The organism is Pedobacter foliorum (genome assembly GCF_013266735.1).
Taxonomy (GTDB): Bacteria; Bacteroidota; Bacteroidia; order Sphingobacteriales; family Sphingobacteriaceae; genus Pedobacter; species Pedobacter foliorum.
The window spans coordinates 63,034-84,935 of the sequence record NZ_JABSNU010000007.1 but is presented as its reverse complement, the minus strand read 5'-3'; the positions used below and the strand labels follow the sequence as shown (position 1 = coordinate 84,935).

The 21,902-nt window shown below is 39.3% G+C and carries 15 protein-coding genes; 9 read left to right on the top strand and 6 right to left on the bottom strand.

Going from position 1 to position 21,902, the window contains the following annotated elements:
* Positions 1-125: 125 nt before the first annotated feature.
* Positions 126-446: a hypothetical protein gene (locus tag HQN83_RS15170; RefSeq protein ID WP_173091172.1), complete on the top strand. Its 321-nt coding sequence runs from the start codon at positions 126-128 to the stop codon at positions 444-446.
* 234 nt (positions 447-680) lie between these two features.
* Here HQN83_RS15170 and HQN83_RS15165 read toward each other — a convergent pair whose 3' ends face one another.
* Positions 681-2,966 carry a GH92 family glycosyl hydrolase gene (locus HQN83_RS15165; RefSeq protein WP_173091171.1) on the bottom strand — a complete coding sequence of 762 codons (2,286 nt, stop codon included), beginning with the start codon at positions 2,964-2,966 and terminating at the stop codon, positions 681-683.
* A 294-nt stretch (positions 2,967-3,260) separates the two neighbouring features.
* Here HQN83_RS15165 and HQN83_RS15160 point away from each other — a divergent pair, with 294 nt between their 5' ends.
* From HQN83_RS15160 to mnmA, 4 genes are all read left to right on the top strand, one after another.
* Entirely contained in the window at positions 3,261-3,713 is a 453-nt protein-coding gene (locus HQN83_RS15160; protein WP_173091170.1) for an SRPBCC family protein, read from the top strand.
* Positions 3,694-4,017: an ArsR/SmtB family transcription factor gene (locus tag HQN83_RS15155; RefSeq protein WP_173091169.1), complete on the top strand. Its 324-nt coding sequence runs from the start codon at positions 3,694-3,696 to the stop codon at positions 4,015-4,017. The genes HQN83_RS15160 and HQN83_RS15155 overlap by 20 nt, the downstream gene beginning before the upstream one ends.
* A gap of 39 nt (positions 4,018-4,056) precedes the next feature.
* Positions 4,057-4,515, top strand: coding sequence for an SRPBCC family protein (locus HQN83_RS15150; RefSeq protein WP_173091168.1), 459 nt, complete (start codon positions 4,057-4,059; stop codon positions 4,513-4,515).
* Between the two features lie 226 nt (positions 4,516-4,741).
* Positions 4,742-5,833 carry a tRNA 2-thiouridine(34) synthase MnmA gene (gene mnmA, locus HQN83_RS15145; protein WP_173091167.1) on the top strand — a complete coding sequence of 364 codons (1,092 nt, stop codon included), beginning with the start codon at positions 4,742-4,744 and terminating at the stop codon, positions 5,831-5,833.
* 51 nt (positions 5,834-5,884) lie between these two features.
* Here the strand turns inward: mnmA and HQN83_RS15140 are convergent, their stop codons facing one another.
* The 3 genes from HQN83_RS15140 to HQN83_RS15130 all read right to left on the bottom strand — a co-directional run bounded on the left by HQN83_RS15140 (position 5,885) and on the right by HQN83_RS15130 (position 8,194).
* Positions 5,885-6,832 carry a bifunctional metallophosphatase/5'-nucleotidase gene (locus HQN83_RS15140; protein ID WP_173091166.1) on the bottom strand — a complete coding sequence of 316 codons (948 nt, stop codon included), beginning with the start codon at positions 6,830-6,832 and terminating at the stop codon, positions 5,885-5,887.
* On the bottom strand, positions 6,810-7,574 hold the full coding sequence (locus tag HQN83_RS15135) for a 5'-nucleotidase C-terminal domain-containing protein (protein ID WP_173091165.1): 765 nt from the start codon (positions 7,572-7,574) through the stop codon (positions 6,810-6,812). The genes HQN83_RS15140 and HQN83_RS15135 overlap by 23 nt, the downstream gene beginning before the upstream one ends.
* Before the next feature lie 107 nt (positions 7,575-7,681).
* Positions 7,682-8,194 (bottom strand): glutathione peroxidase, encoded by a 513-nt coding sequence (locus HQN83_RS15130; protein WP_173091164.1) that lies wholly within the window; start codon positions 8,192-8,194, stop codon positions 7,682-7,684.
* A 313-nt stretch (positions 8,195-8,507) separates the two neighbouring features.
* On the opposite strand from HQN83_RS15130, the gene topA reads away from it, so the two are divergent.
* From topA to pbpC, 4 genes are all read left to right on the top strand, one after another.
* Complete coding sequence (gene topA, locus HQN83_RS15125) at positions 8,508-11,099, top strand: type I DNA topoisomerase (RefSeq protein ID WP_173091163.1); 2,592 nt, start codon at positions 8,508-8,510, stop codon at positions 11,097-11,099.
* 5 nt (positions 11,100-11,104) lie between these two features.
* Positions 11,105-11,509 carry a hypothetical protein gene (locus HQN83_RS15120; RefSeq protein WP_173091162.1) on the top strand — a complete coding sequence of 135 codons (405 nt, stop codon included), beginning with the start codon at positions 11,105-11,107 and terminating at the stop codon, positions 11,507-11,509.
* A gap of 102 nt (positions 11,510-11,611) precedes the next feature.
* Positions 11,612-17,191 carry an alpha-2-macroglobulin family protein gene (locus tag HQN83_RS15115; protein WP_173091161.1) on the top strand — a complete coding sequence of 1,860 codons (5,580 nt, stop codon included), beginning with the start codon at positions 11,612-11,614 and terminating at the stop codon, positions 17,189-17,191.
* A gap of 379 nt (positions 17,192-17,570) precedes the next feature.
* Positions 17,571-19,952, top strand: coding sequence for a penicillin-binding protein 1C (gene pbpC, locus HQN83_RS15110; RefSeq protein ID WP_173091160.1), 2,382 nt, complete (start codon positions 17,571-17,573; stop codon positions 19,950-19,952).
* On the opposite strand, the gene HQN83_RS15105 is transcribed toward pbpC, so the two are convergent.
* Together HQN83_RS15105 and HQN83_RS15100 are read right to left on the bottom strand one after the other, a co-directional pair.
* Entirely contained in the window at positions 19,949-20,641 is a 693-nt protein-coding gene (locus tag HQN83_RS15105) for a lysoplasmalogenase (protein WP_173091159.1), read from the bottom strand. The two genes, pbpC and HQN83_RS15105, sit on opposite strands and share 4 nt — an antisense overlap.
* Positions 20,616-21,842 carry a sterol desaturase family protein gene (locus HQN83_RS15100; RefSeq protein ID WP_173091158.1) on the bottom strand — a complete coding sequence of 409 codons (1,227 nt, stop codon included), beginning with the start codon at positions 21,840-21,842 and terminating at the stop codon, positions 20,616-20,618. Before HQN83_RS15100 ends, HQN83_RS15105 begins: the two co-directional genes overlap by 26 nt.
* Positions 21,843-21,902: the final 60 nt, after the last annotated feature.

Genomic DNA, 21,902 nt, shown 5'->3' with positions numbered 1-21,902 from the left:
GTTTCATTAGAAATAATGTTTTATTCAAAAGGATTAATATTATTTCAACAGAAATATGCGTTCAATGAGAGAGAGTGTACATTTCATAGGAATGAGATACTATAAATAGAATTAAATGAAGTAATATGTTTGGGAAAATAAAAGAAAGATTAACACTATCAGCTATAAATTCTTCGCTGGTAGGATATGAAGCGAAAGAACTGGACACGGGAAAAAGATTGATATCTGTATTAGCAGGTGTATATATACTACAAAAAGGAATCAGAAATATCCGTAAACATCCGTTTATAGCCGTTGAAGAAGTAGCGCTGGGAAGTATTCTGTTGTATAACGCAGCAAGCGGTTTGAATAAGAAAATAGTTAAAAAACCAACCGAGATATCGGATATGAGAAGAAACCAGATTCAAGGGAATGATCCAAGATCGGATGTTCCGGCGTTTGTTTAGGAGCTAAGTTGATGCTGTTATGCACAAATAATTGATGCTGATGACAGACAGCGAATTCGTCATGCTGAATTTATTTCAGCATCTCTCAAGAGAAAAAAAGCCTTGCTAGTGCGAGGTCCTGAAATAAATTCAGGATGACGAGCGGTTAAACAAATGGCTAGCGGTTAAACAATAAAGGTCGATACTTCTGTATCGACCTTTATTGTTTAATTGTTTTAATAAGCTACAAACCAACTATTTCTTAACCGGCTTAGAAGTCATGTAAAACGTTAATTTGCCGCCTCCTGTAATATCAGAATGCTTTATAGTATTAGAGGCTAAAGCCTTTCCATTTAACATAACCTTCTGAACGTAAACGTTCTTATCGCTCTGATTCACTGCTTCAACAGTAAACGTTTTTCCATTTTCAAGAGCCAGCACTGCGTTTTTAACAGCAGGACTACCCAATGAATAATCTTCTGAACCTGGAGATACCGGGTAAAACCCTAAAGAAGAAAACATATACCAGGCACTCATTTGTCCGCAATCATCATTACCACCAAGTCCATCAGGAGTAGGTTTATATTGCATTTTTAAGATCATGCGTATCTTTTCCTGTGTTTTCCAAGGCTGACCAATCCAATTGTATAAATAAGCAACGTGGTGAGCCGGCTCATTACCGTGCACATATCCTCCAATAATGCCTTCTCTGGTAATATCCTCTGTTTCAGCAAAAAACTCATCAGGAAGGTGCATAGAGAATAAAGAATCCAATCTCAACCCAACCTTCTTATTACCACCCATTTGCTCAACTAAAGCCTTAGGATCCTGAGGAACAAAGAAACTATAGTTCCAGGTGTTACCTTCAATAAATCCTTGTCCATGAGTACTTAAAGCATCAAATTCCTTTTTGAATGTACCATCAAGCATTTTGGGTCTCATAAAGCCAATAGACTTATCAAACACATTTTTCCAGTTTCCAGAACGTTTGGTAAACTCATCGTAAACATCCTTTCTATTCAGTTTTTTAGCTAATTGAGCAATACACCAATCATCATAGGCATACTCCAATGTGTTAGAAACCGAGGTTCCGCTGCGTTCTGCCGGAACATATCCCATATCTATGTAATCACCTATCCCTTCGTAATCGCGATGATTAGCGGTAGCTATACAAGCGTCTAGCGCTTTATTAGCATCACCATTGTACACACCTTTAATAATTGCATCCGTTAATACCGAAACACTATGGTAACCACTCATGCACCAATTGTCGTTTGCATAGTGAGACCATATTGGGAGCATTTTAAGCGCACTCTGATCGTAATGAGCCATCATAGACTTAACAATATCGTTATTTCTTGCAGGCTGCATAATGTTTAAGAAAGGATGCAGTGCGCGATAGGTATCCCATAACGAAAACGTGGTGTAGTTGTTAAAATCAGCAGCCTTATGCACGTTCTGATCTAAACCTTTATACTCTCCGTTTACATCGCTATAGTTTGTAGGATTAATGAACGCATGATACATTGCAGTGTAAAAATTAGTCTTATCATCCTCAGAAGCATCAATTTTGATCTTATTCAGCTCTTTATTCCAATCGGCCTGGGCCTGTTGCTTTATCTTATCAAAATCCCATCCCTGAGCCTCTGCCTGCATATTCTCTAACGCATTTGCCTGACTAACCGGAGAAAGGGCGAATTTCACTTTAATCTTTTCCTGATCTTCAGTTTTAAAATCGAAATACATTCTAATACGTTTACCAGCTATATCCGGAAAGTTCTTAGTCTGATCAAACTTTCTCCAGAAACCTTTATAAGCCTGAGCTTTATCGAAGTTCTTTTGTCCGTAAGAAGCAAAGGGCTTTGAAAACGACATGGCAAAATAAACCGTACGTGTGCGTGCCCAGCCATTAGTTTGTCTGTAACCGGTAACCAAAGTATCATTTACAACACGTACAAAAGTCCAAACAGATTTATCGTCGTAATTGTAAATACCCGACATCAGGTCTAATATGATATGCGAATCATCTGACTTTGGAAACGTATACTGATGCACACCTACCCTATTTGTGGCGGTAAGCTCAGCTAAAATATTGTCGTCGTCTAATTTAACCTTATAATATCCAGCTTCTACAACCTCATTATTATGAGAAAATGCCGATCTAAAACCTGATTTAGGGTCATCGGCAGTACCAGGGTTTAATTGGAGTTTGCCTTGCGTTGGCATAATCAGGAAATCACCCAAATCTGAGTGTCCCGTTCCGCTAAAATGCGTATGACTGAACCCTACAATCGTCTTATCTTCATACTTATACCCTGCACAATACTTGTAAACATCACCATTATACTTACCATTCAGTTCGTAGGACAAAGTATCTGTATCAGGACTTAACTGAACTGCCCCAAAAGGAACCGTTGCCCCAGGATAAGTATGTCCCATTTTCTGTGTTCCAATAATTGGCTTCACATATTTTACCAGACTTTGCTGCGCATTTACTAGCACTGGAGCCGATAATAAACAATACAGTAGGAGTTTTTTCATATTTAACTTTAGTTTCTTTTTTTTATGAGTGTCTAAGGTATAAAAAAATCATACAAAAAACAGCTTTATTGTCTTGCTATAACGTTTGACTTAAATAAAGTATTGAACAGTAACTATACTTTATTGTGGACGCTTTTCTAAAGCTTGTCTTATACTCAATAAGCATATTTCCTATCGTTTTTACTGAGCGTCAAGCTTTTTTACAAAATCACTTGCGTAACCCAAAAGTTACTTATATATTTACGTAACCTTTAGGTTACTTATTTATCGAAACCATTTAAAAGCTACTTAATTATGGCAAAACTTATTAAACACCAATTTTCCTTCTCTCATCCAGTTGAGACTGTGTGGGAATACCTAACTAAATCTGAATTGATGGAGCAATGGCTTATGAAAAATAACTTTCAGCCCATAGTAGGTTTTGAGTTTGAATTCAGGACAGGCCCAATACCGAGCCTTGATTTCGATGGCGTCTTCTATTGCAAGGTGTTAGAAATTATTCCCTTTAAAAAACTCTCCTACTCCTGGAGAAGTGGGCCTGGCGAAGGTAAAATTACACTTGATTCTGTTGTGGTATGGCAATTACAACCAACAGACAAAGGCACTGAGGTATTTTTAGAACATAAAGGTTTCGCAAAAAAAGAAAACCTAGACTTCTACAATGGTCTAAACCAGGGCTGGATAGAAAAATTAAACAACATTGCCGATCTTTTAAACACTGCACAACATGGCAACACCAGCTCTTGATACATTTCAGGTCATAGGAGACCCAAGCAGAAGGAAGATGCTGATGCTCCTTTCTGAAGAGAGTTTAACAATTAACAATCTGGCAGACAATTTCGAGATGAGTCGTCCTGCTGTTTCAAAGCACATTAAAATACTGCATAACGCTGGGTTTATTTCAATCGAGGACATCGGCCGTGAACGTTATTGCACCCTAAAGAAAGATGGCTTTGAAGAGTTACAAGCATGGCTCTCCTATTTCGACCAGTTCTGGGCTTCGAAACTGACAAAGCTAGAAACCTTATTAAACAAAAAATTACCAAACTAAATATTAAACAACAAAATGCCCTATTAAAAACCCAAGACTATGACAACTTCAGATTTTAACACGACGTTTTCGGTGGATGAAACCCCGAATACCGTATTCAATGCTATTAATAACGTACGCGGATGGTGGTCCGAAAATATTGATGGCGGTACACAGCAGCTTAATGATGAGTTCACCTATCAGGCAAGTAACCTTCATAAGTGTACCATGAGATTAATTGAGGTTATACCCGATAAAAAGGTCGTTTGGTTAGTGCTTGATAACTATTTCAGCTTTACCAATGATGAAACAGAGTGGATTGGTAACAAGATTGAGTTTGATATCTCAGAAAAGGATGGCCTAACTCAAGTTCATTTTACCCACCATGGCCTTGTTCCATCCTATGAGTGCTATGACATTTGCTTCGATGCCTGGACTGGTTATATTAACGACAGTTTGCGCAACCTAATTACAACAGGAAAAGGTCAGCCAAACCCCAAAGAACACGCTACAACATAAAATTCTGCTTTTTTACCTCACAATTCGGCTAAAATTCAGTGTCTGGAAGAGGGCCTAGGAACCATTTGCGCCCTTCAGCGCAATTTGTTCCAGCCCGAAAACAGATCACTGAATTTTACTTTGACAACACACTGACCTCCCAAGCAAGAAACTTTCATTAAAATCCCTTACTTTTGCACCTTATTTCTAATCACCGGGCTTTGAACCCGAGGCAGTATTAAATAACATGAGTAAAAAAGGAAGAATTTTGGTAGCCATGAGTGGCGGTGTTGATAGTTCAGTAGCAGCAGTAATGCTACACGAACAAGGTTATGAAGTTATTGGACTAACCATGAAAACGTGGGACTATGCCACTTCAGGTAGCAGTAGCAAGGAAACAGGATGTTGCAGTCTTGACAGCATAAACGATGCTCGTACACTTGCGGTAAACTATGGCTTCCCTCATTATATCCTGGATATACGCGATGAATTTGGCGATTTCGTAATCGACAACTTTGTTGATGAATACCTTGCCGGACGTACACCAAATCCTTGTGTATTGTGCAATACCCACATCAAATGGGAAGCACTGCTAAAACGTGCTAACAAACTGGATTGCGAATTTATTGCAACCGGACATTATGCAAACATCAGACAACAAGATAGCGGTCGTTATGTAATTTCTAAAGGAAAAGACGAGAACAAAGACCAATCATATGTATTGTGGGGCGTTTCTCAGGAAAACCTTGCGCGTACGCAATTCCCTTTGGGATCATTTGCTAAATCTGACATCAGACAAATGGCCTTAGATATGGGACAAGAAGAACTGGCTAAGAAAAGCGAAAGCTATGAGATCTGTTTTGTACCAGATAATGATTACCGTGCTTTCTTAAAACACAAAGTTGAAGATTTAGAAGACAGAGTTGCCGGTGGTAACTTCATCACTAAAGACGGAATGGTAGTTGGTCAGCATAAAGGTTATCCTTTTTATACCATAGGCCAACGTAAAGGACTTGGAATTGCCTTTGGCGAACCAATGTTTGTAACCCAAATCATGCCCGAAAGCAACACAGTAGTACTCGGCAGAGCGGAAGATTTAGAAAGAAACGAAGCCTTAGTACGTAATGTTAACCTTGTAAAATACGGAAGTATTTTAGAGCCATTAGATAATGTGGTTACTAAAATCAGATATAAAGACGCAGGCATGCTAAGTACTATCGTTCAGGAAAATGACAAAATGCGTGTAGTATTCGACCATAATGTATCAGCAATTGCACCGGGCCAATCAGCAGTTTTCTATGAAGGAAATGACCTGCTAGGTGGTGGTTTCCTTTGCTAATCAACAAAAAAACTAGTCTAGGATGAGGTGTTTAAGTTTAACGCCTTATCCTTAGGCTTCTAATTGATTAGAAATCAAATAGGGCGAAGCCGTTTTCACCTTCTTGCCTTTATATCTTTCAAAGTAATAATCAATTCTGCCTAAGTTAATACCGGCAAAACCCACCTGATTTATTGTAGTTATGCCCCCGCTCAGGTTCTGCACATCTTCTGGCTGAGCCATAAAAGTATGCGTATGCCCTCCAATTATCAGGTCAATGCTCTTATTATTTTTTGCTAAAACCTGGTCTGATACTTTATCTGTAGTATACTTATAACCTAAATGAGACAAGCAAATTACTAAATCGCACTTTAAGTCATTCTTTAAAAGATCGGCTACTTCATTGGCTTTAACCACCGGATCAATGTAAACCGTATCACCATAGTTTCTCCCTTCTACCAAACCTTTCAATTCTACGCCAATACCAAAAACACCAATCTTTAATCCGTCTTTCTTAAATATCTTATACGGCAGCGTCGATTTATTTAATATCGTATTTGAGAAATCATAATTACTACACAAAACAGAGAAATTGGCATGAGGCAATTGCTTATAAAAACCCTCCATGCCGTTGTCAAAATCATGGTTTCCCATGGTTGCTGCATCATATCCCATAGCAGACATCAGCTTAATTTCTAGCTCGCCTCCAAACTTGTTAAAGTAAAGCGTACCTTGAAAAATATCACCTGCATCAAACAACAGTACATTCTTCTCTTCATTTCTTATTTTCTTGATAAGCGCAGATCGCCTCGCTGTACCGCCTAAGCCCTCATATTTAGATCCATCAATAGGAAATGGTTCTATCCTGCTATGAACATCATTGGTATGTAAGATGGTCAACTTTGTTACCCCTCCGGCAGCTTCTGCTTCAAATGCGTTTAGATTTAATGCCAAAGCTGCAACAGCAATACCACCGGTTCTAATAAAATCTCGTCGGTTAGTTTTTAGTAATTCTTCCATCTAATTTTGGATTAATTGTTTTGCCTTCAGCCTCAGTTTCTTTAACGTAATTCATTAATGCATCGCGCACTTTAAGGCCGATAACCTTTTGTTCTATTGCATTTTTGAAAGCAGGAACATTGTCGCCACCACTCCCGATATAGTCAGAAGTAAGTACCCGGTAAGTTTTAGTTACATCAAATGTTTTACCATTTACCTGTACATCTACAGGTTTTTTATCTACTATTTTCATATGTAAACGGGCAACTGGTTGTCCGTTTGTAGATGCAATATAATTTAGTATTTGTTGTACATCAGTGCCTTTCAGTGTAAAAACAACGAGCTGACTTTCAAAAGGCATTAGTTCGAATACATTAGAGACGGTAATATTCCCTTTTGGAAAATCTACGCGTAAGCCTCCTTTTGTAGCCGGCAATGCAAAATCAATATCCTGATCATACTTGAGCGCCTGTTCTAAAACAGCATCAGAAAAGAAATTACTCAATAAGCTTTCAGGTAAGGTATCGCTACTTTTTTTAGACATCCGCGATGCTGAATGCCCTATTACTATGTTCATATCAGCTTCAAGCTGAACCTTATAAGGCAAATAGGTTTTAATGATAGAACTATCAACTGCAAGTTCTTTATTGACATTGTATTCAGCACGATTGGCCCTAACTAGTTTGTATCCTGAGGAACAGGATGCCACTAAAAGAACCACTGATAGTGCTAAATAATTCCGGAATAACTTGGTATAATCCATATTTATTGTGCCTACAAAAGTACGGCAAACATTAGAATATGGTGTTAAAAAAAAGAGAAATCCCTATTAAGGATTTCTCTTTTTTTACATTCTTACGTTAAAGAAACTTACAAATTCTTTGTAATAGCTTCGTCTAAAGGTTTCACTTTTGAACGGAAACGGTGCACTAACTGACCTTTTTCGTTAATTAAAAACTTTTCGAAGTTCCACTGAATATCACCAGTAAAATCAGGGTTTTCCTGACTGGTTAAATACTTAAACAATGGGCTAATGTCATCACCTTTAACGCTGCTTTTTTCTGACAACATGAAGGTAACGTTATATTTTCCAGTACAGAATTCTTTAATCTCGCTATTTGTAGCCAGTTCCTGACCACCAAAATTTCCAGCTGGAAAACCTATCAGTACTACATTTTTACCGTATTGTTTCTGTAGCTTCTCAAGATCTTCATATTGAGGCGTAAAACCGCATTTTGATGCTGTATTTACAATAAGGATTTTCTTACCCTTAAACTTAGAAAGCTTAATTTCTTTACCATCAATGGTTTTAAAAGAGAAATCGTAAACACTTTTAGCAGGAGGCGTAAAGAAAAGGCTTAACAGGATGAGTAATGTATTCATGGTTTTAAGTTTTTTTTATACTAACGAAGTTAAGCACAAAAAACTTAGATAATTATACTATTTAAGTAAAATGTTTTACGCTGCATATTTCTTTTACTACTGGCAATGGAAAAGAGTTCTCAATAGTGTTTCCATAGGCAGAATTAATTTAATGTCATAAGATTAGCTGATTATTATTACCCAAATCCAATAGCGTTTTGGCTTGCAATTCATCGGGTAAAAGAGGTCATTTTTAAATAAATTTGTTAGAAAAATAGGATCGGATTTTGAAATTAGGCTTATTTATAGCTTTATTTGCAGAAAAACGTTCTGAATGGCGAAGAATTTACTAATAGTTGAGTCACCTGCGAAAGCGAAAACCATAGAGGGGTATTTGGGCAAAGATTTCCTTGTTAAATCTAGTTACGGTCACATCCGTGACTTAATTAAGGGGGATATGGGGATTGATATCTCTAATAATTTTGCTCAAACCTATGAAGTTCCTTCAGATAAAAAGCAAGTTGTTGCTGAATTAAAGAAACTAGCTAAGGAAGCCGAAATGGTATGGCTAGCATCCGATGAGGACCGCGAGGGAGAGGCTATTTCATGGCACCTATTTGAAACTTTAGGACTTAAAGAAGCTAAAACAAAACGTATTGTTTTTCATGAGATCACTAAGCCAGCTATATTAAAGGCTATAGAAACTCCACGTACTATTGATTATAACCTTGTTCATGCACAACAGGCCCGTCGTGTATTAGATAGATTAGTGGGATTTGAACTTTCTCCTGTATTATGGAAAAAGATTAAACCATCACTTTCTGCCGGTCGTGTACAATCTGTTGCTGTTCGTTTAATTGTAGACAGAGAACGAGAAGTAAATAAGTTCAATGCTTCGGCAGCATTTAAAATAACTGCTCAGTTTTCAACCGGAAACGGAAAGGAAATTGTAAGAGCAGAGCTACCTCAGCGTTTTGAAAAAGAAGCAGATGCAGAACAGTTCTTAAACGACTGTATCAGCGCCGGTTTCTCGGTTGATAGTTTAGAAACCAGACCTGCAAAACGTAATCCGGCAGCTCCGTTTACCACTTCTACCCTACAGCAAGAGGCTTCCCGCAAACTGGGTTACTCAGTTTCGAGGACTATGCAAATTGCACAAAGGCTATATGAAAGTGGAAGAATCACCTATATGCGTACCGATTCGGTAAACTTATCGGAAACTGCATTACAGGCTGCTGCAAGTGAAATCAAATCTGCTTATGGCGATAAATATCACCACTTAAGAGTATATAAAACTAAATCTGCAGGTGCACAAGAGGCTCACGAGGCCATCCGTCCTACATATTTTAATCACCATACAGTACCTGGCGATAGTTCTGAGCAACGTTTATATGAGTTGATCTGGAAACGTGCCATCGCTTCGCAAATGAGTGAGGCTTTGTTTGAAAAAACTACCGCTCAGATTGGCATCAGCACTCGTAAAGAGAACTTGATTGCTGAAGGTGAGGTATTAAAGTTTGATGGTTTCTTAAAGGTTTATCTTGAATCTAGTGACGATGAGGATGTTGAAGACTCAGAAGGTAACAGCATGTTGCCGCCGTTGGTTAGAGGTCAGGAATTGACGTTAAAAGAGATGAATGCAACTGAGCGTTTCTCAAGACCTCCTGCAAGATATACTGAGGCTAGTTTGGTTAAAAAACTAGAAGAATTAGGTATTGGTAGACCATCTACTTATGCGCCAACTATCTCTACCATCCAAAATCGCGGTTATGTGGTTAAGGAAGACCGCGATGGCCGTCAGCGTTCATTTAGCGCTATTGTTTTAAACAATGGTTCAGTTAAAAAGCAAATTAAAACGGAAATAACAGGCGCTGAAAAGGGCAAATTATTTCCAACAGATATAGGTGAGGTTGTTAATGACTTTCTGGTTGAACACTTTAAAGGAATCGTAGATTTTAACTTTACTGCTAACGTAGAAAAGGAATTTGATGAGATTGCGCAAGGTTTGCAGGAATGGACAAAGATGCTTCACTCCTTCTACACGCCTTTCCATATTGAGGTTGAAACTACTTTAGAAACTGCCGACAGAGCTAATGGCGAACGTTTATTAGGTGTTGATCCGGTAAGTGGTAAAAATGTTTATGCTAAGGTTGGTAAATTTGGGCCATTGGTTCAGATTGGTCAGAATGATGATGAAGAGAAACCTCGTTATGCGAGTTTGTCTAAGTCACAATCTGTGGCAACCGTTACTTTGGAGAGTGCGCTAGAGCAGTTCAAACTGCCTTTCCAACTTGAAGATTATGAAGGCAAAGAGGTTTCTGTTGGTGTAGGTCGTTTTGGCCCTTATGTTAAATGGGGCGATGCTTACATATCAGTTCCTAAAAATGAAGATCCTTTATCTATTGACAGGGATCGTGCGATTGAGATTATTGGCGAGAAAATTACTGCTGATGCTCCTGTTGCTCATTATCAAGAATTGCCTGTTACTAAAGGAAAAGGCAGATTCGGCCCGTTTATTAAATGGAACGATTTGTTTATCAATGTTCCTAAGGCTTATAATTTTGATAACCTTAAACAGTCGGACATTGAAGAACTGATTGGCAAGAAGTTAGAGAAAGAAGCCAATAGGTTTATCCAACAGTGGACGGATGAAAAAATTGCAATTGAAAATGGCAGATGGGGACCGTTTATTCGTTTCGGCAAAGACATGCTTAAATTGCGTAAAAATCCGGTAACTAATGATAAATATACTCAGGAGGAATTAGAAGTGATTTCTTTAGATGAGGTTAAAAAATTGATAGTTGAGCAAGTGCCTAATGCTTTTGAGCCTAAAACCAAGAAAGCTGCAGCTAAGAAAACTGGAACTACTGTAAAGAAAGCCGCAACTAAAGCACCTGCAAAAAAGAAAGCAGTAGCGAAGAAGTAGGTATTATGAAAAAAGACCTTCCTGAAAACATAGTTGAAGATGTAGCAATGGCCGTTGTGCTGTTAAATGAGAGTCCAGAGGTGAAAAACTGGACTGTTTACCTCATTAATCTTAAAGATGAGCCATTAAACAATGTGCTCATCAGCTCTAAAGGATATGGTGAAAAAGATGGAAAACTGGTAAAAACATCAGTGCTAAGACATTTTCTGGGAGATATTGAAGCAAAATCCTTTAAAGGAGTAGAGGCAATCGATACTGAAGTGTTTGGTTTAACTAATGAATACTGGTTAAGTTATTACATGAACGGTGTTATCTATGATAAGAAGTTTATATTTCTTCCGGAAAGCATCGTAGACGAAAACTTAATCCGAGTTCCCCTGGTTAATATGCCGGGTGTAATGATTAAGTAACCGCCCCCATAACAGTGATTTTCTTCTGTTGATAATAATTATTTTCGTTTCCGGTGATTTTTGTTGATTTTCGTAAACATCTTATTATGAAAAATCTTTGTTATGGAATCATCCCGCTCTTCCTTTGTTCAAAGGAATAAAAAACCCCTAATTATTGGTTCTGTTGCTGTTGTGCTGCTTGGCATTGCATCAATTTTCTTCCTCAAAAAGGAAAAACCTAAGGACTACAATCAAAAATATTCTAAATATATTGAGGCTTATACCTCTGGAACGATCTCTAAAAAGAGTTTTATCAGAGTGCATTTGGCCAGTGAAGTAAAAACAATGAGTGATGTTGGTGTGGCCGATAACAGAGATTTGTTTAGCTTCTCTCCTTCTGTAAAAGGAAAAGCATTCTGGATCGACGCGCAAACTGTCGAATTTAGACCGGATGAACCTTTAAAATCAGGCGAGACCTATGAGGCCAACTTCGATTTAAGCAAGGTTACTGAAACCGAAAAAGACCTCGAAGAATTTGAGTTTGGCTTTAGGGTCATTAAACCCGGCATGAGCTTGAGTCAGGATGGTTTGGTATCTCAAAACAATACTTCTCTTGATTACATGAAGCTTAAGGGCGAGATTACAACTTCAGATCAGGAAGACCCAAAGGCAATTGAAAAAGCATTGGCAATTGACTTCCCTCAAACTTTAAAGGTAAAATGGCAGCACAATCCAGAAAAAAACACATCTGCCTTTACAATTGATAGCATTAAGAAAACTGGTCAGGATACGAAGTTGACTTTAAAATGGTCTGGCGACGCTATTGATGCAGACAGCAAAGGCGAAGAAACGGTTGCTGTTCCAGCCAAAGGTGTATTTAAAATCCTGAACATGAAAGCAGTGCAGGATCTGGAAGATTATGCACTAATACAGCTTTCTGAACCTGTTGGCGTAGCTCAGGATTTGGCAGGCTTAATCTCATTAAGTGGTTTATCAGATTTGAGGTTCACTGTAGATGCCAGTCAGGTAAAGGTCTATTCGGCCTTGGCTTTGGAAGGTAATTATACGTTTACAGTAAATTCAGGCATTGAAAACATCAATGGCAAAAAGCTTGGAGCAGGAAAAACGGCTAATATCGTATTTGAAAACAAACTGCCATCGGTAGTTATTGCTGGTAGTGGCACCATCCTTCCCAACTCAGGAAAACTGGTATTGCCATTTGAAGCAACCAATTTAAAAGCAGTTGACGTTACTGTTGTCAAGATTTACGAGAACAATATCCCTCAGTTTTTCCAAACTAACAGCTATAAAGATGGAAGTGAAATTCGTCGTGTTGGTAAGCCTGTAGTGCAAAAAACTATTCGTTTAGATGAGGATAAAGCGCTTAATCTGCATAAAAAGAACCGCTTTACTTTGGATCTGGATAAGCTGATTAAAACTGAACCGGGTGCGATGTACCGCATAACAATCGGTTTCAGAAACGAATACAATGTATTTAAGTGCGCTGAAGTAACCAGCGAAGATGGTAATTCTGATGAAGATGATTATCGTGGTTATGGCGAAAAGATTGATGAGGATGATGAGTTTTGGGAGCGTTACAATAGTTACTATCCAAACAATTACAGATGGGAAGACAGAGATAATCCTTGTACCCCATCCTATTATACCAACGATAAATGGGCCAGCAGAAATGTAATGGCTTCGAACATTGGTATTATTGCCAAACGCGGCAATGACAACAGCATGCTTGTTGTAACTACCAATTTGCTTACAGCTGAACCAATGAGCGGGGTTACTTTAGAGCTGTTGGATTACCAGCGTCAGATCATCCACACGGTTAAAACCGATGGTGATGGTATGGCTACTTTTGACCTGAAAAGAAAACCTTTCTTATTAATAGCCAAAAATGGTGATGAGCGTGGTTACCTGAAAATGGATGATGGCAGTTCACTCCCTTTGAGTCGTTTTGATGTTGGTGGCGATGTGGTACAGAATGGATTGAAGGGCTATATTTATGGAGAGCGCGGCGTTTGGCGTCCGGGTGATTCTATATTCGTATCCTTTATTCTTGAAGATAAGCTAAAGAAACTTCCTGGTGGATACCCGGTTACATTCGAATTATATAACCCTCAGGGACAATTAATTAAAAGAATCATCAATGGTAAACCATTAAATGGTTTCTACGCCTTTAAAACGGCTACAGAAAACACTGCTCCTACCGGAAACTGGCTTGCTAAAGTAAAAGCAGGTGGTGCGGTGTTCAGTAAAACCATTAAGGTTGAAACCGTTATGCCTAATAGGTTAAAGATTAATTTCAATATCGGTAATGCTACTTATTTAGGAGTTGGCGGAGCGTCATCAGCTACGCTTTCGGCAAACTGGCTATTTGGTTCAGTTGGTAAAAACCTTAAAGCTAAAGTTGATGTGAACCTGAATACCATGAAAACTACGTTTAAAGGTTTTGATGAGTACACTTTCGACAACCCTACTGTAGTATTCCAATCGCAGGTTAAAACCATATTTGAAGGCACTTTAAATGAAAATGGAACTGCTGTAGTAAATACCAGTTTAAACGAAAATAATACTGCTCCGGGGATGCTTAAGGCCAATTTTACCACTAAAGTATTTGAGGCTGGTGGTAATTTCAGTATCGACAACTTTAGTATTCCATATCATGTTTACAACAACTATTACGGTATTAAAACACCAGATGGCGATAAACTGAGCGGAATGCTGGTAACTGGTCAGGATCATAAAGTGAATATCGTTAACGTAGATAGAAACGGAAAACTGGTACGTGGTGGCAAAACTGTTGAGGTTGAATTGTACAAAGTACAATGGCGTTGGTGGTGGGATCAGGACGATCAGAACTCGTATGCAAACTTCACTCAAAACTCTTATAATAAACTGGTTAAAAAAGAAAACATCACCTTATCAGATGGTAAGGGAAACTGGAATTTAAGAATAGATGAACCTGAATGGGGTCGTTATTTAATTCTTGTACGCGATGTTAATGGCGGGCACGTAACCGGTAAATCTGTATACGTAGACTGGCCGGGATGGGCACAGCGCGAACAGGCGAACAACCCTACCGAAGCTTCGATGCTTTCGTTTACAGCCAATAAAACCAAGTTTAATGTTGGCGAAGATGTGGTATTAACCATTCCATCTGGTAAAGGCGGCAGGGCATTAATCTCTATAGAAAACGGCAGCAGGGTATTAAAAACCTTCTGGACAGACACTAAACCCGGACAAACACAATTTACCTTTAAGGCAGAAAAGAACATGGCTCCTAACGTATTTGCAGTTGTTACTTTGCTTCAGCCACATGCACAAACGGTAAATGACTTGCCAATAAGGATGTACGGTGCTATTCCATTGCTGATTGAAGATCCGGAGACGATACTGAAACCGGTAATTAAAATGGCCGACAAGATTAAGCCTGAAACCGAAAACAGCATCACCGTTGCAGAGCAAAATGGTAAGGCAATGACTTATACAATTGCAATTGTAGATGAAGGTTTACTTGACCTGACCAGGTTTAAAACTCCTGACCCTCATAGTGCATTTTATGCTCGTGAAGGCTTGGGTGTTAAAACCTGGGACTTATTTGACTATGTACTTGGTGCATGGGGTGGCAATCTGGAGCGTATTTTAAGTATCGGTGGTGATGGTAGCATCAACAAGAATCTAAATCCTGCAAAGGCCAACAGGTTTGTACCTGTGGTTAAATACTTAGGCCCATTTGCATTGGGTAAAGGAGAAAGCAAAACACATAAGTTTACGCTTCCACAATATATTGGTGCGGTAAGGGCGATGGTTGTTGCCGGTCAAGATGGTGCTTATGGTTTTGCAGAGAAATCGGTACAGGTTAAAAAACCTTTAATGCTGCTGGCAACTTTACCACGTGTTATTGGTCCGGGCGAAAGCTTTACTTTACCTGCAACCGTTTTTGCAACTGAAAACAACCTTAAAAACGTTACCGTACAGTTACAGGCGCAGAATTTACAAGTAGTTGGTAGCAAAACACAACAGCTTGGGTTTAAACAACCGGGCGAGCAAATGGCCTATTTTGAAATAAAAGCTCCTGAGATAACAGGTATTGCCAAAGTTAAGATCATCGCTCAAAGTGGTTCTGAAAAAGCGGTTTACGATGTAGAAATGGACATCCGTAATCCTAATCCGTTTGTTACCAATGTGGTATCGGCAGTTGTAGAACCGGGTGCCAACTGGTCGTTAAACTATGCGCCTATTGGTATGGCGGGTACAAATTCGGGAGCTGTAGAGCTTTCGTCTATCCCCCCTATCGACCTTAAAAAGCGTTTGAGTTATTTGATGCAGTATCCGCATGGTTGTGTTGAGCAAACTACATCGGGTGTGTTCCCTCAGTTGTTCCTCAATAAATTAACCGCAATGAATGAACAGCAAAAAGCAACTACAGAGAGAAATATAAAAGCGGGTATCAACAGGTTAAAAGGCTTCCAGACTACAGATGGTGGTTTAAGCTACTGGCCGGGCGAAGGCTCTTCTGACGAATGGGGAACAAACTATGCAGCGCATTTCTTGGTAGAATCGCAAAATGCAGGCTATACCCTACCTGTGGGAATGATGGAAGAGTTGGTTCGTTATTTAAAAACTAAGGCCAATAACTGGGCTCCAAACAGCAGTAATTTCTATGGTGGCGATCTTTCTCAATCATACAGATTATACGTGCTTGCATTGGCTAAGCGACCGGAAATAGCGGCTATGAACAGATTAAGAGCATTTGAGTATCTTTCGGTTAGTGCTAAATGGCGTTTGGCTGCTGCATATAAACTTGCCGGACAAGCAGATGCAGCGAATAAGTTAATACAAAATTTACCTACCGAAATAAAACCATATAATCAGCTTGGGGGTACTTATGGTACTGAGTTAAGAGATGAGGCCATGATACTGGAAACACTAACGTTATTGGGCCGTAAAGGTACAGCAGCGCAATTATTACAGTCGGTAGCAGCCAGATTGGGTAAGGATGACTGGTACAGCACGCAAACAACCGCTTATAGCTTATTGGCTATCGCTAAGTTCTGTGGGGTAAATTCATCATCAAATAACCTTAAATACAGCTACACTATTGATGGTAAAAAAGGCAATGTAAATTCAAATCAGTACATTATTAGTACCCCATTAGCGTTTAAAGGCAATGTGAATGTTACCAATACCAGCGACAGGGTGTTGTTTGCCCGTTTGATTTTACAAGGTCAACCTTCGGCCGGACAAAATAACTTCCAGCCGAACAACCCTGATGTATTGGATATGAGCATCAGCTATAAATTGTTGAACGGCAAAGTGCTTGATCCTACTGTATTAAAGCAGGGCACCGATTTTTATGCAGAGGTTGTGGTTAAAAATCCGGGTAAAAATGGATACTATGAGCAAATGGCGCTTACACAGATTTTCCCATCGGGGTGGGAAATCATTAATACCCGCGTAAATGACAATGAAAGCATCATTGCTTCGTCGCCATATACTTACAGGGATATTAGGGATGACCGTGTGTTCACTTATTTTAACATGAGAGAAAATGAAATGGTTACCTACAAGGTGCTTTTAAATGCATCGTACATCGGTAAGTATTATTTGTCGGCTGTGCAGTGCGAAGCCATGTACAACAACAACATTAGTGCTACTGAGGGAGGTAAATGGGTTCAAGTAATTAAATAGATGTTTGGCCTGGGTTTATAACCTGGGCCAAACATTAATTAATAGGTATTTAATGAAGCCAATAGAGAACCGTAAGAACATAGTAAACTTTTCCATAATCGTTGATTTGCTTATATTGATGATTTAGTTGATTTGTTATATATCAGCTGGTATCAGAAAATGTTACCTTTCATAATACATCCGTATCAGTCGTTCTTTTTTAATCGATCGTCATTCTGAATTGTCATGCCGGCGCAGGCCGGTTTCAGGACCCCGCACTAGGAAGGCTTTCTTTCTCTTGTGAGGTTCTGGCCTTCGCCAGAATGACGAGCGCTTTAGGGGGCCGCTAAAACCTGTATATCATCAGTAATTCACCTCAGGATGAGGAAACAAAAAAATAATGCTTAATAACTTAAAAGCCGTTTTAATTTCAGATCTCGTTTGTGGCGTATTGCTACTGGCTTTTCTATTTGCTTTGCCCTCAAAGCTATTCATTAGCCCAACCTCTTATGTTGTAGAAGCATCAAACGGCGATTTATTAAGCGCAGCCATTGCTAAAGATGGGCAGTGGCGGTTTCCAGTAGCTGATACGATACCTGAAAAATTTGCACAGTGCTTAGTTGCTTTTGAGGATAAACGATTTTATCAGCACCCAGGTGTTGATCTGGTTGCTATGGCCAGAGCCATGCGACAAAATTTTAAAGCCAAAAGCGTTGTAAGTGGCGGAAGCACTATTAGCATGCAGGTAATCAGGCTTTCAAGACGCGAAAGTAGAACGTTGTGGCAGAAGCTCATAGAGGTTATTCTTGCATTAAGACTTGAGTTAGGCTATTCAAAAAAGGAGATAATAAAACTCTATGCCGGTAATGCGCCTTTTGGAAGTAATGTGGTCGGTTTAGATGCTGCTGCCTGGAGGTACTTCGGTCGTAGTGCCGAAAGTTTATCATGGGGTGAGATGGCTACATTGGCTGTCCTTCCAAATAGTCCTTCTTTAGTGCATCCCGGTAAAAACTCTCCAAAGCTGATAAAGAAACGGAACGATTTACTGGATAAACTGGCCGTGTTAAAGGTTATAGACCAATCTACCGCTAATCTATCTAAGCTAGAGCCTATTCCCGGCAAGCCTCAACAGCTTCCTCAAAATGCTCCACATTTGTTAAACAGGTTTAAAACCGAACGATCTGCACTAAAAACAGGCTCTACAAGGGTCACTTCTACCCTTGATTATGATTTGCAACTGAGGGTAAGTACTTTACTTAAGCGTTACAATAACCGATACAGGGCAAACGACATCAACAACATAGCAGCTCTGGTTCTGAATGTTAAAAAAGGTACCGTGCTTAGTTATGTAGGGAATATCTATCAACCTGAAAATACTGAACTGGAAAGTCATGTAGATATGATTAAGGCGCAAAGGAGTCCGGGGAGCACTTTAAAGCCTATTCTATATGCCAGTATGCTGAATGATGGCTTTATACTGCCCAAAACTTTAATACCAGATGTACCAACTCAAATAGGCGGCTATTCGCCTCAAAATTACGACATGGGCTACGATGGTGCAATACAAGCAGATAAAGCCCTTAGCCGCTCTCTAAACATCCCTGCGGTTAAAATGCTGCAGAACTACAAGTACCAGCGGTTTTACGATAAACTGAAACAACTTGGCTTTACTACTTTAAATAAACCGGCAGATCATTATGGACTTTCGCTTATTCTTGGTGGCAGTGAGGTAACCATGTGGGATCTGGCAAGAACTTATATGGGCATGGCAAGAACGCTGAACCATTTTAATGATTACAAAGGCAGGTATAATCCGCATGATTACGATGAGCCTTTGTATGTGAATGAGCAACGCGACAAGCGTTTTGATCAGTTTGAGACAGAAGTAAACTCGGTTATAGATCATGGTTCCATCTGGAACGCCTTTAATGCAATGGAAGAACTGATGCGACCGGGCGAAGAAGGTTTATGGGAGCAGTTTTCCTCTTCGCAACGACTGGCATGGAAAACGGGTACAAGTTTTGGCTTTAGGGATGCCTGGGCTATTGGACTTAATCCGAATTATGTAGTTTGTGTTTGGGTTGGCAATGCCGATGGTGAAGGCCGTCCGGGTTTAACCGGTATTGACGCTGCAGCGCCGGTTATGTTTGATATTTTCAAGCTCCTTCCAACTGTTAAATGGTTTAAAACTCCAGAAAATCAGCTAAAGAAGATAGTAGTTTGTAAAGAAAGCGGCTATAAAGCAGGCGAATATTGCAATGATAAAATGGTACAACTGGTTTCTCCGGCAGGAGAAAAAACTGGTCTTTGCCCCTATCATAAAATGATCCACCTGGATCGTACCGGAACTTACAGAGTTACAGATGAGTGTGAGGCTCCATCAGAGATGGTGCATAAATCGTGGTTTATTTTACCGCCATCCATGGAGTATTATTATAAGATCAAAAATAGCGATTATAAGGAATTACCTCCATTTAAACCCGGTTGTAGCGATGCTGGAAGTAATTTTGCCATGGAAATGATCTACCCTAGAAACTATGCTACAGTTTATATCCCGATAGAACTGGATGGCACCAGAGGTAAAATTGTGCTAAATGCTACCCATCGAAATGCAAATGCGAAGATTTACTGGCATATCGATAATGAGTATGTTGCTACCACTAAAAACTATCATCAACTAGCTGTTAGCCCATCACCAGGTAAGCATACTTTAACCCTCGTTGATGAGCAAGGCGAAAGGCTGGTGCAAAGTTTCACAGTATTGGAGAAGGAAAAGAACTAGTCTTCTCTTTTTATAAGCTTACGTTCTATGCCTCCAATGGTAATTAAATACTGTGCAATCATGTAAGTTCCCATTATCAACAATCCTGCAAGGTCGAAGCTATTAACAAACTTATTATAAGCAAGTATTGAGTCTGAAATCAGGAAAAACATTGCACCAAACAGGATAAGATTAAAGCTCATTTTATTTACCCTCATGTTTCTAAATGCCGCCATCATCATCATTAAACTAATGATAAAAGTGTAAACCATTACCGGGAGTTTCATGGCACCAAGGTCCTGTCTGATGTAAATATAATAACCGATGGCAAATACCGCACATATGGCAATGGCTATCCTGGCTCCTTTTTTATCGAGCTCAGGTGCCGATTGAAAATCAAGGTAAAAAGCACGGATGTAAAAGATATGGCAAAGTAAAAAGGCAATCAGGCCATACATAAAGTACGATTCGTTTTTCCATACAAACATCAGCAATACATCACCGGCAAGGCCAAAAACTAAACCTGTAAACAATCGCTTATGAAAGCGCCCCTTTAGTTTGGTTCTCATCGCAAATATGACAAGCAGAGATATTACGATCAATGGCTTAGTAACGTACCTTAACCTTTCAAGCTGATAATACTCAGCAACCAATTGGAAGATGAAGATCAGGACAAATATGAGGTTAAACTTCAGGTATTTCTTGAGCATGTGCATTCGGTTTGTTTAGATTATTAAACCAGACTAGTGAAACGATCTGTAAGCCAGCGAATATGACCTGATATCCTACAGGGAATTTAAGCAGCAAAACTATCAAAATACCTGATACGAGTCGGAAATATTCAAAATAAATTAGCCATTTCTTTTCTTCCAGCAGTGCACCACAGGTTAAGAGTGTGAGTATTGAAAAGATGGAACCACAAATTAGTGGGGTTACGGGCAAAGTTGCATTTAAAAAAAGAATTGCCGATCCCGTAGCTAGACTTACCAGAAATTGCAATAAAACATATCCAGAGAACTTTTGATGAAACTGAGGGTTGTATTTTGCATAGCTCGCCGGATTAATATCAGGAGCCGGCTTAAAGCCTCCTAAATGTGCAGGAAACCATCCTGGTGGCTTAAGAAATACGTTTATCTTATCACTCCATCTAGGGCTTTGTTTTGCGGTATTCCATAACTCGGCCCAGTAATGTACGTTGGCCCAAACAGGATTCCAACTGGCCAACGGGGTTGTGATGCCATAATACACCTCATCTTCTTCTTTTTGAAAAGTGCCGAAGATTTTATCCCAAATAATTAAAGTGCCTGCATGGTTTTTATCAATGTATTTGGGATTGGAGCCATGATGTACGCGATGGTGTGATGGCGTGTTTAGTATCCACTCTAATGGCCCCATACTTTTTATTGCTCTGGTATGAATCCAAAATTGATATAAAGTATTGAAAGCACTTAGTGTAAGGAACATAACTGGATCGAAACCAATAAAAGCGAGAGGCAGATAAAACACCCATGAAAACCAGCCCTGAAACCAGGATTGCCTTAATGCTACGGTGAGGTTGTATTCCTCGGATTGATGATGAACAATGTGTGCCGCCCAAAGTGCGTTTATCTGATGGCTCATTCTATGAAACCAATAGTAGAAAAAATCGACACCTATGAAAAGTATGATCCAGGTCCAGATAGTTTGCGGAAGATCAAATAGTCGCCAATACTCAAAAATATACATATAGCCGAAAAACAAGGCGGTTTTCATAAAAACTCCGGTTACTTGCTGGCCTATGCCTTGACTAAGGTTGGCTATAGAATCATTTAATCGGTAGTAGTTTAGTTTTTTGTAGAAAGTATAGGCAAGCTCTATCCCGATTAGGATAAAGAATATTGGAACCGATAATGCGATATAGTCCACTTTCATTTCACTAATCTAATGAATTAGCAAACAAAGTTTTGCATAAAGCAACATCAATTGATGCTT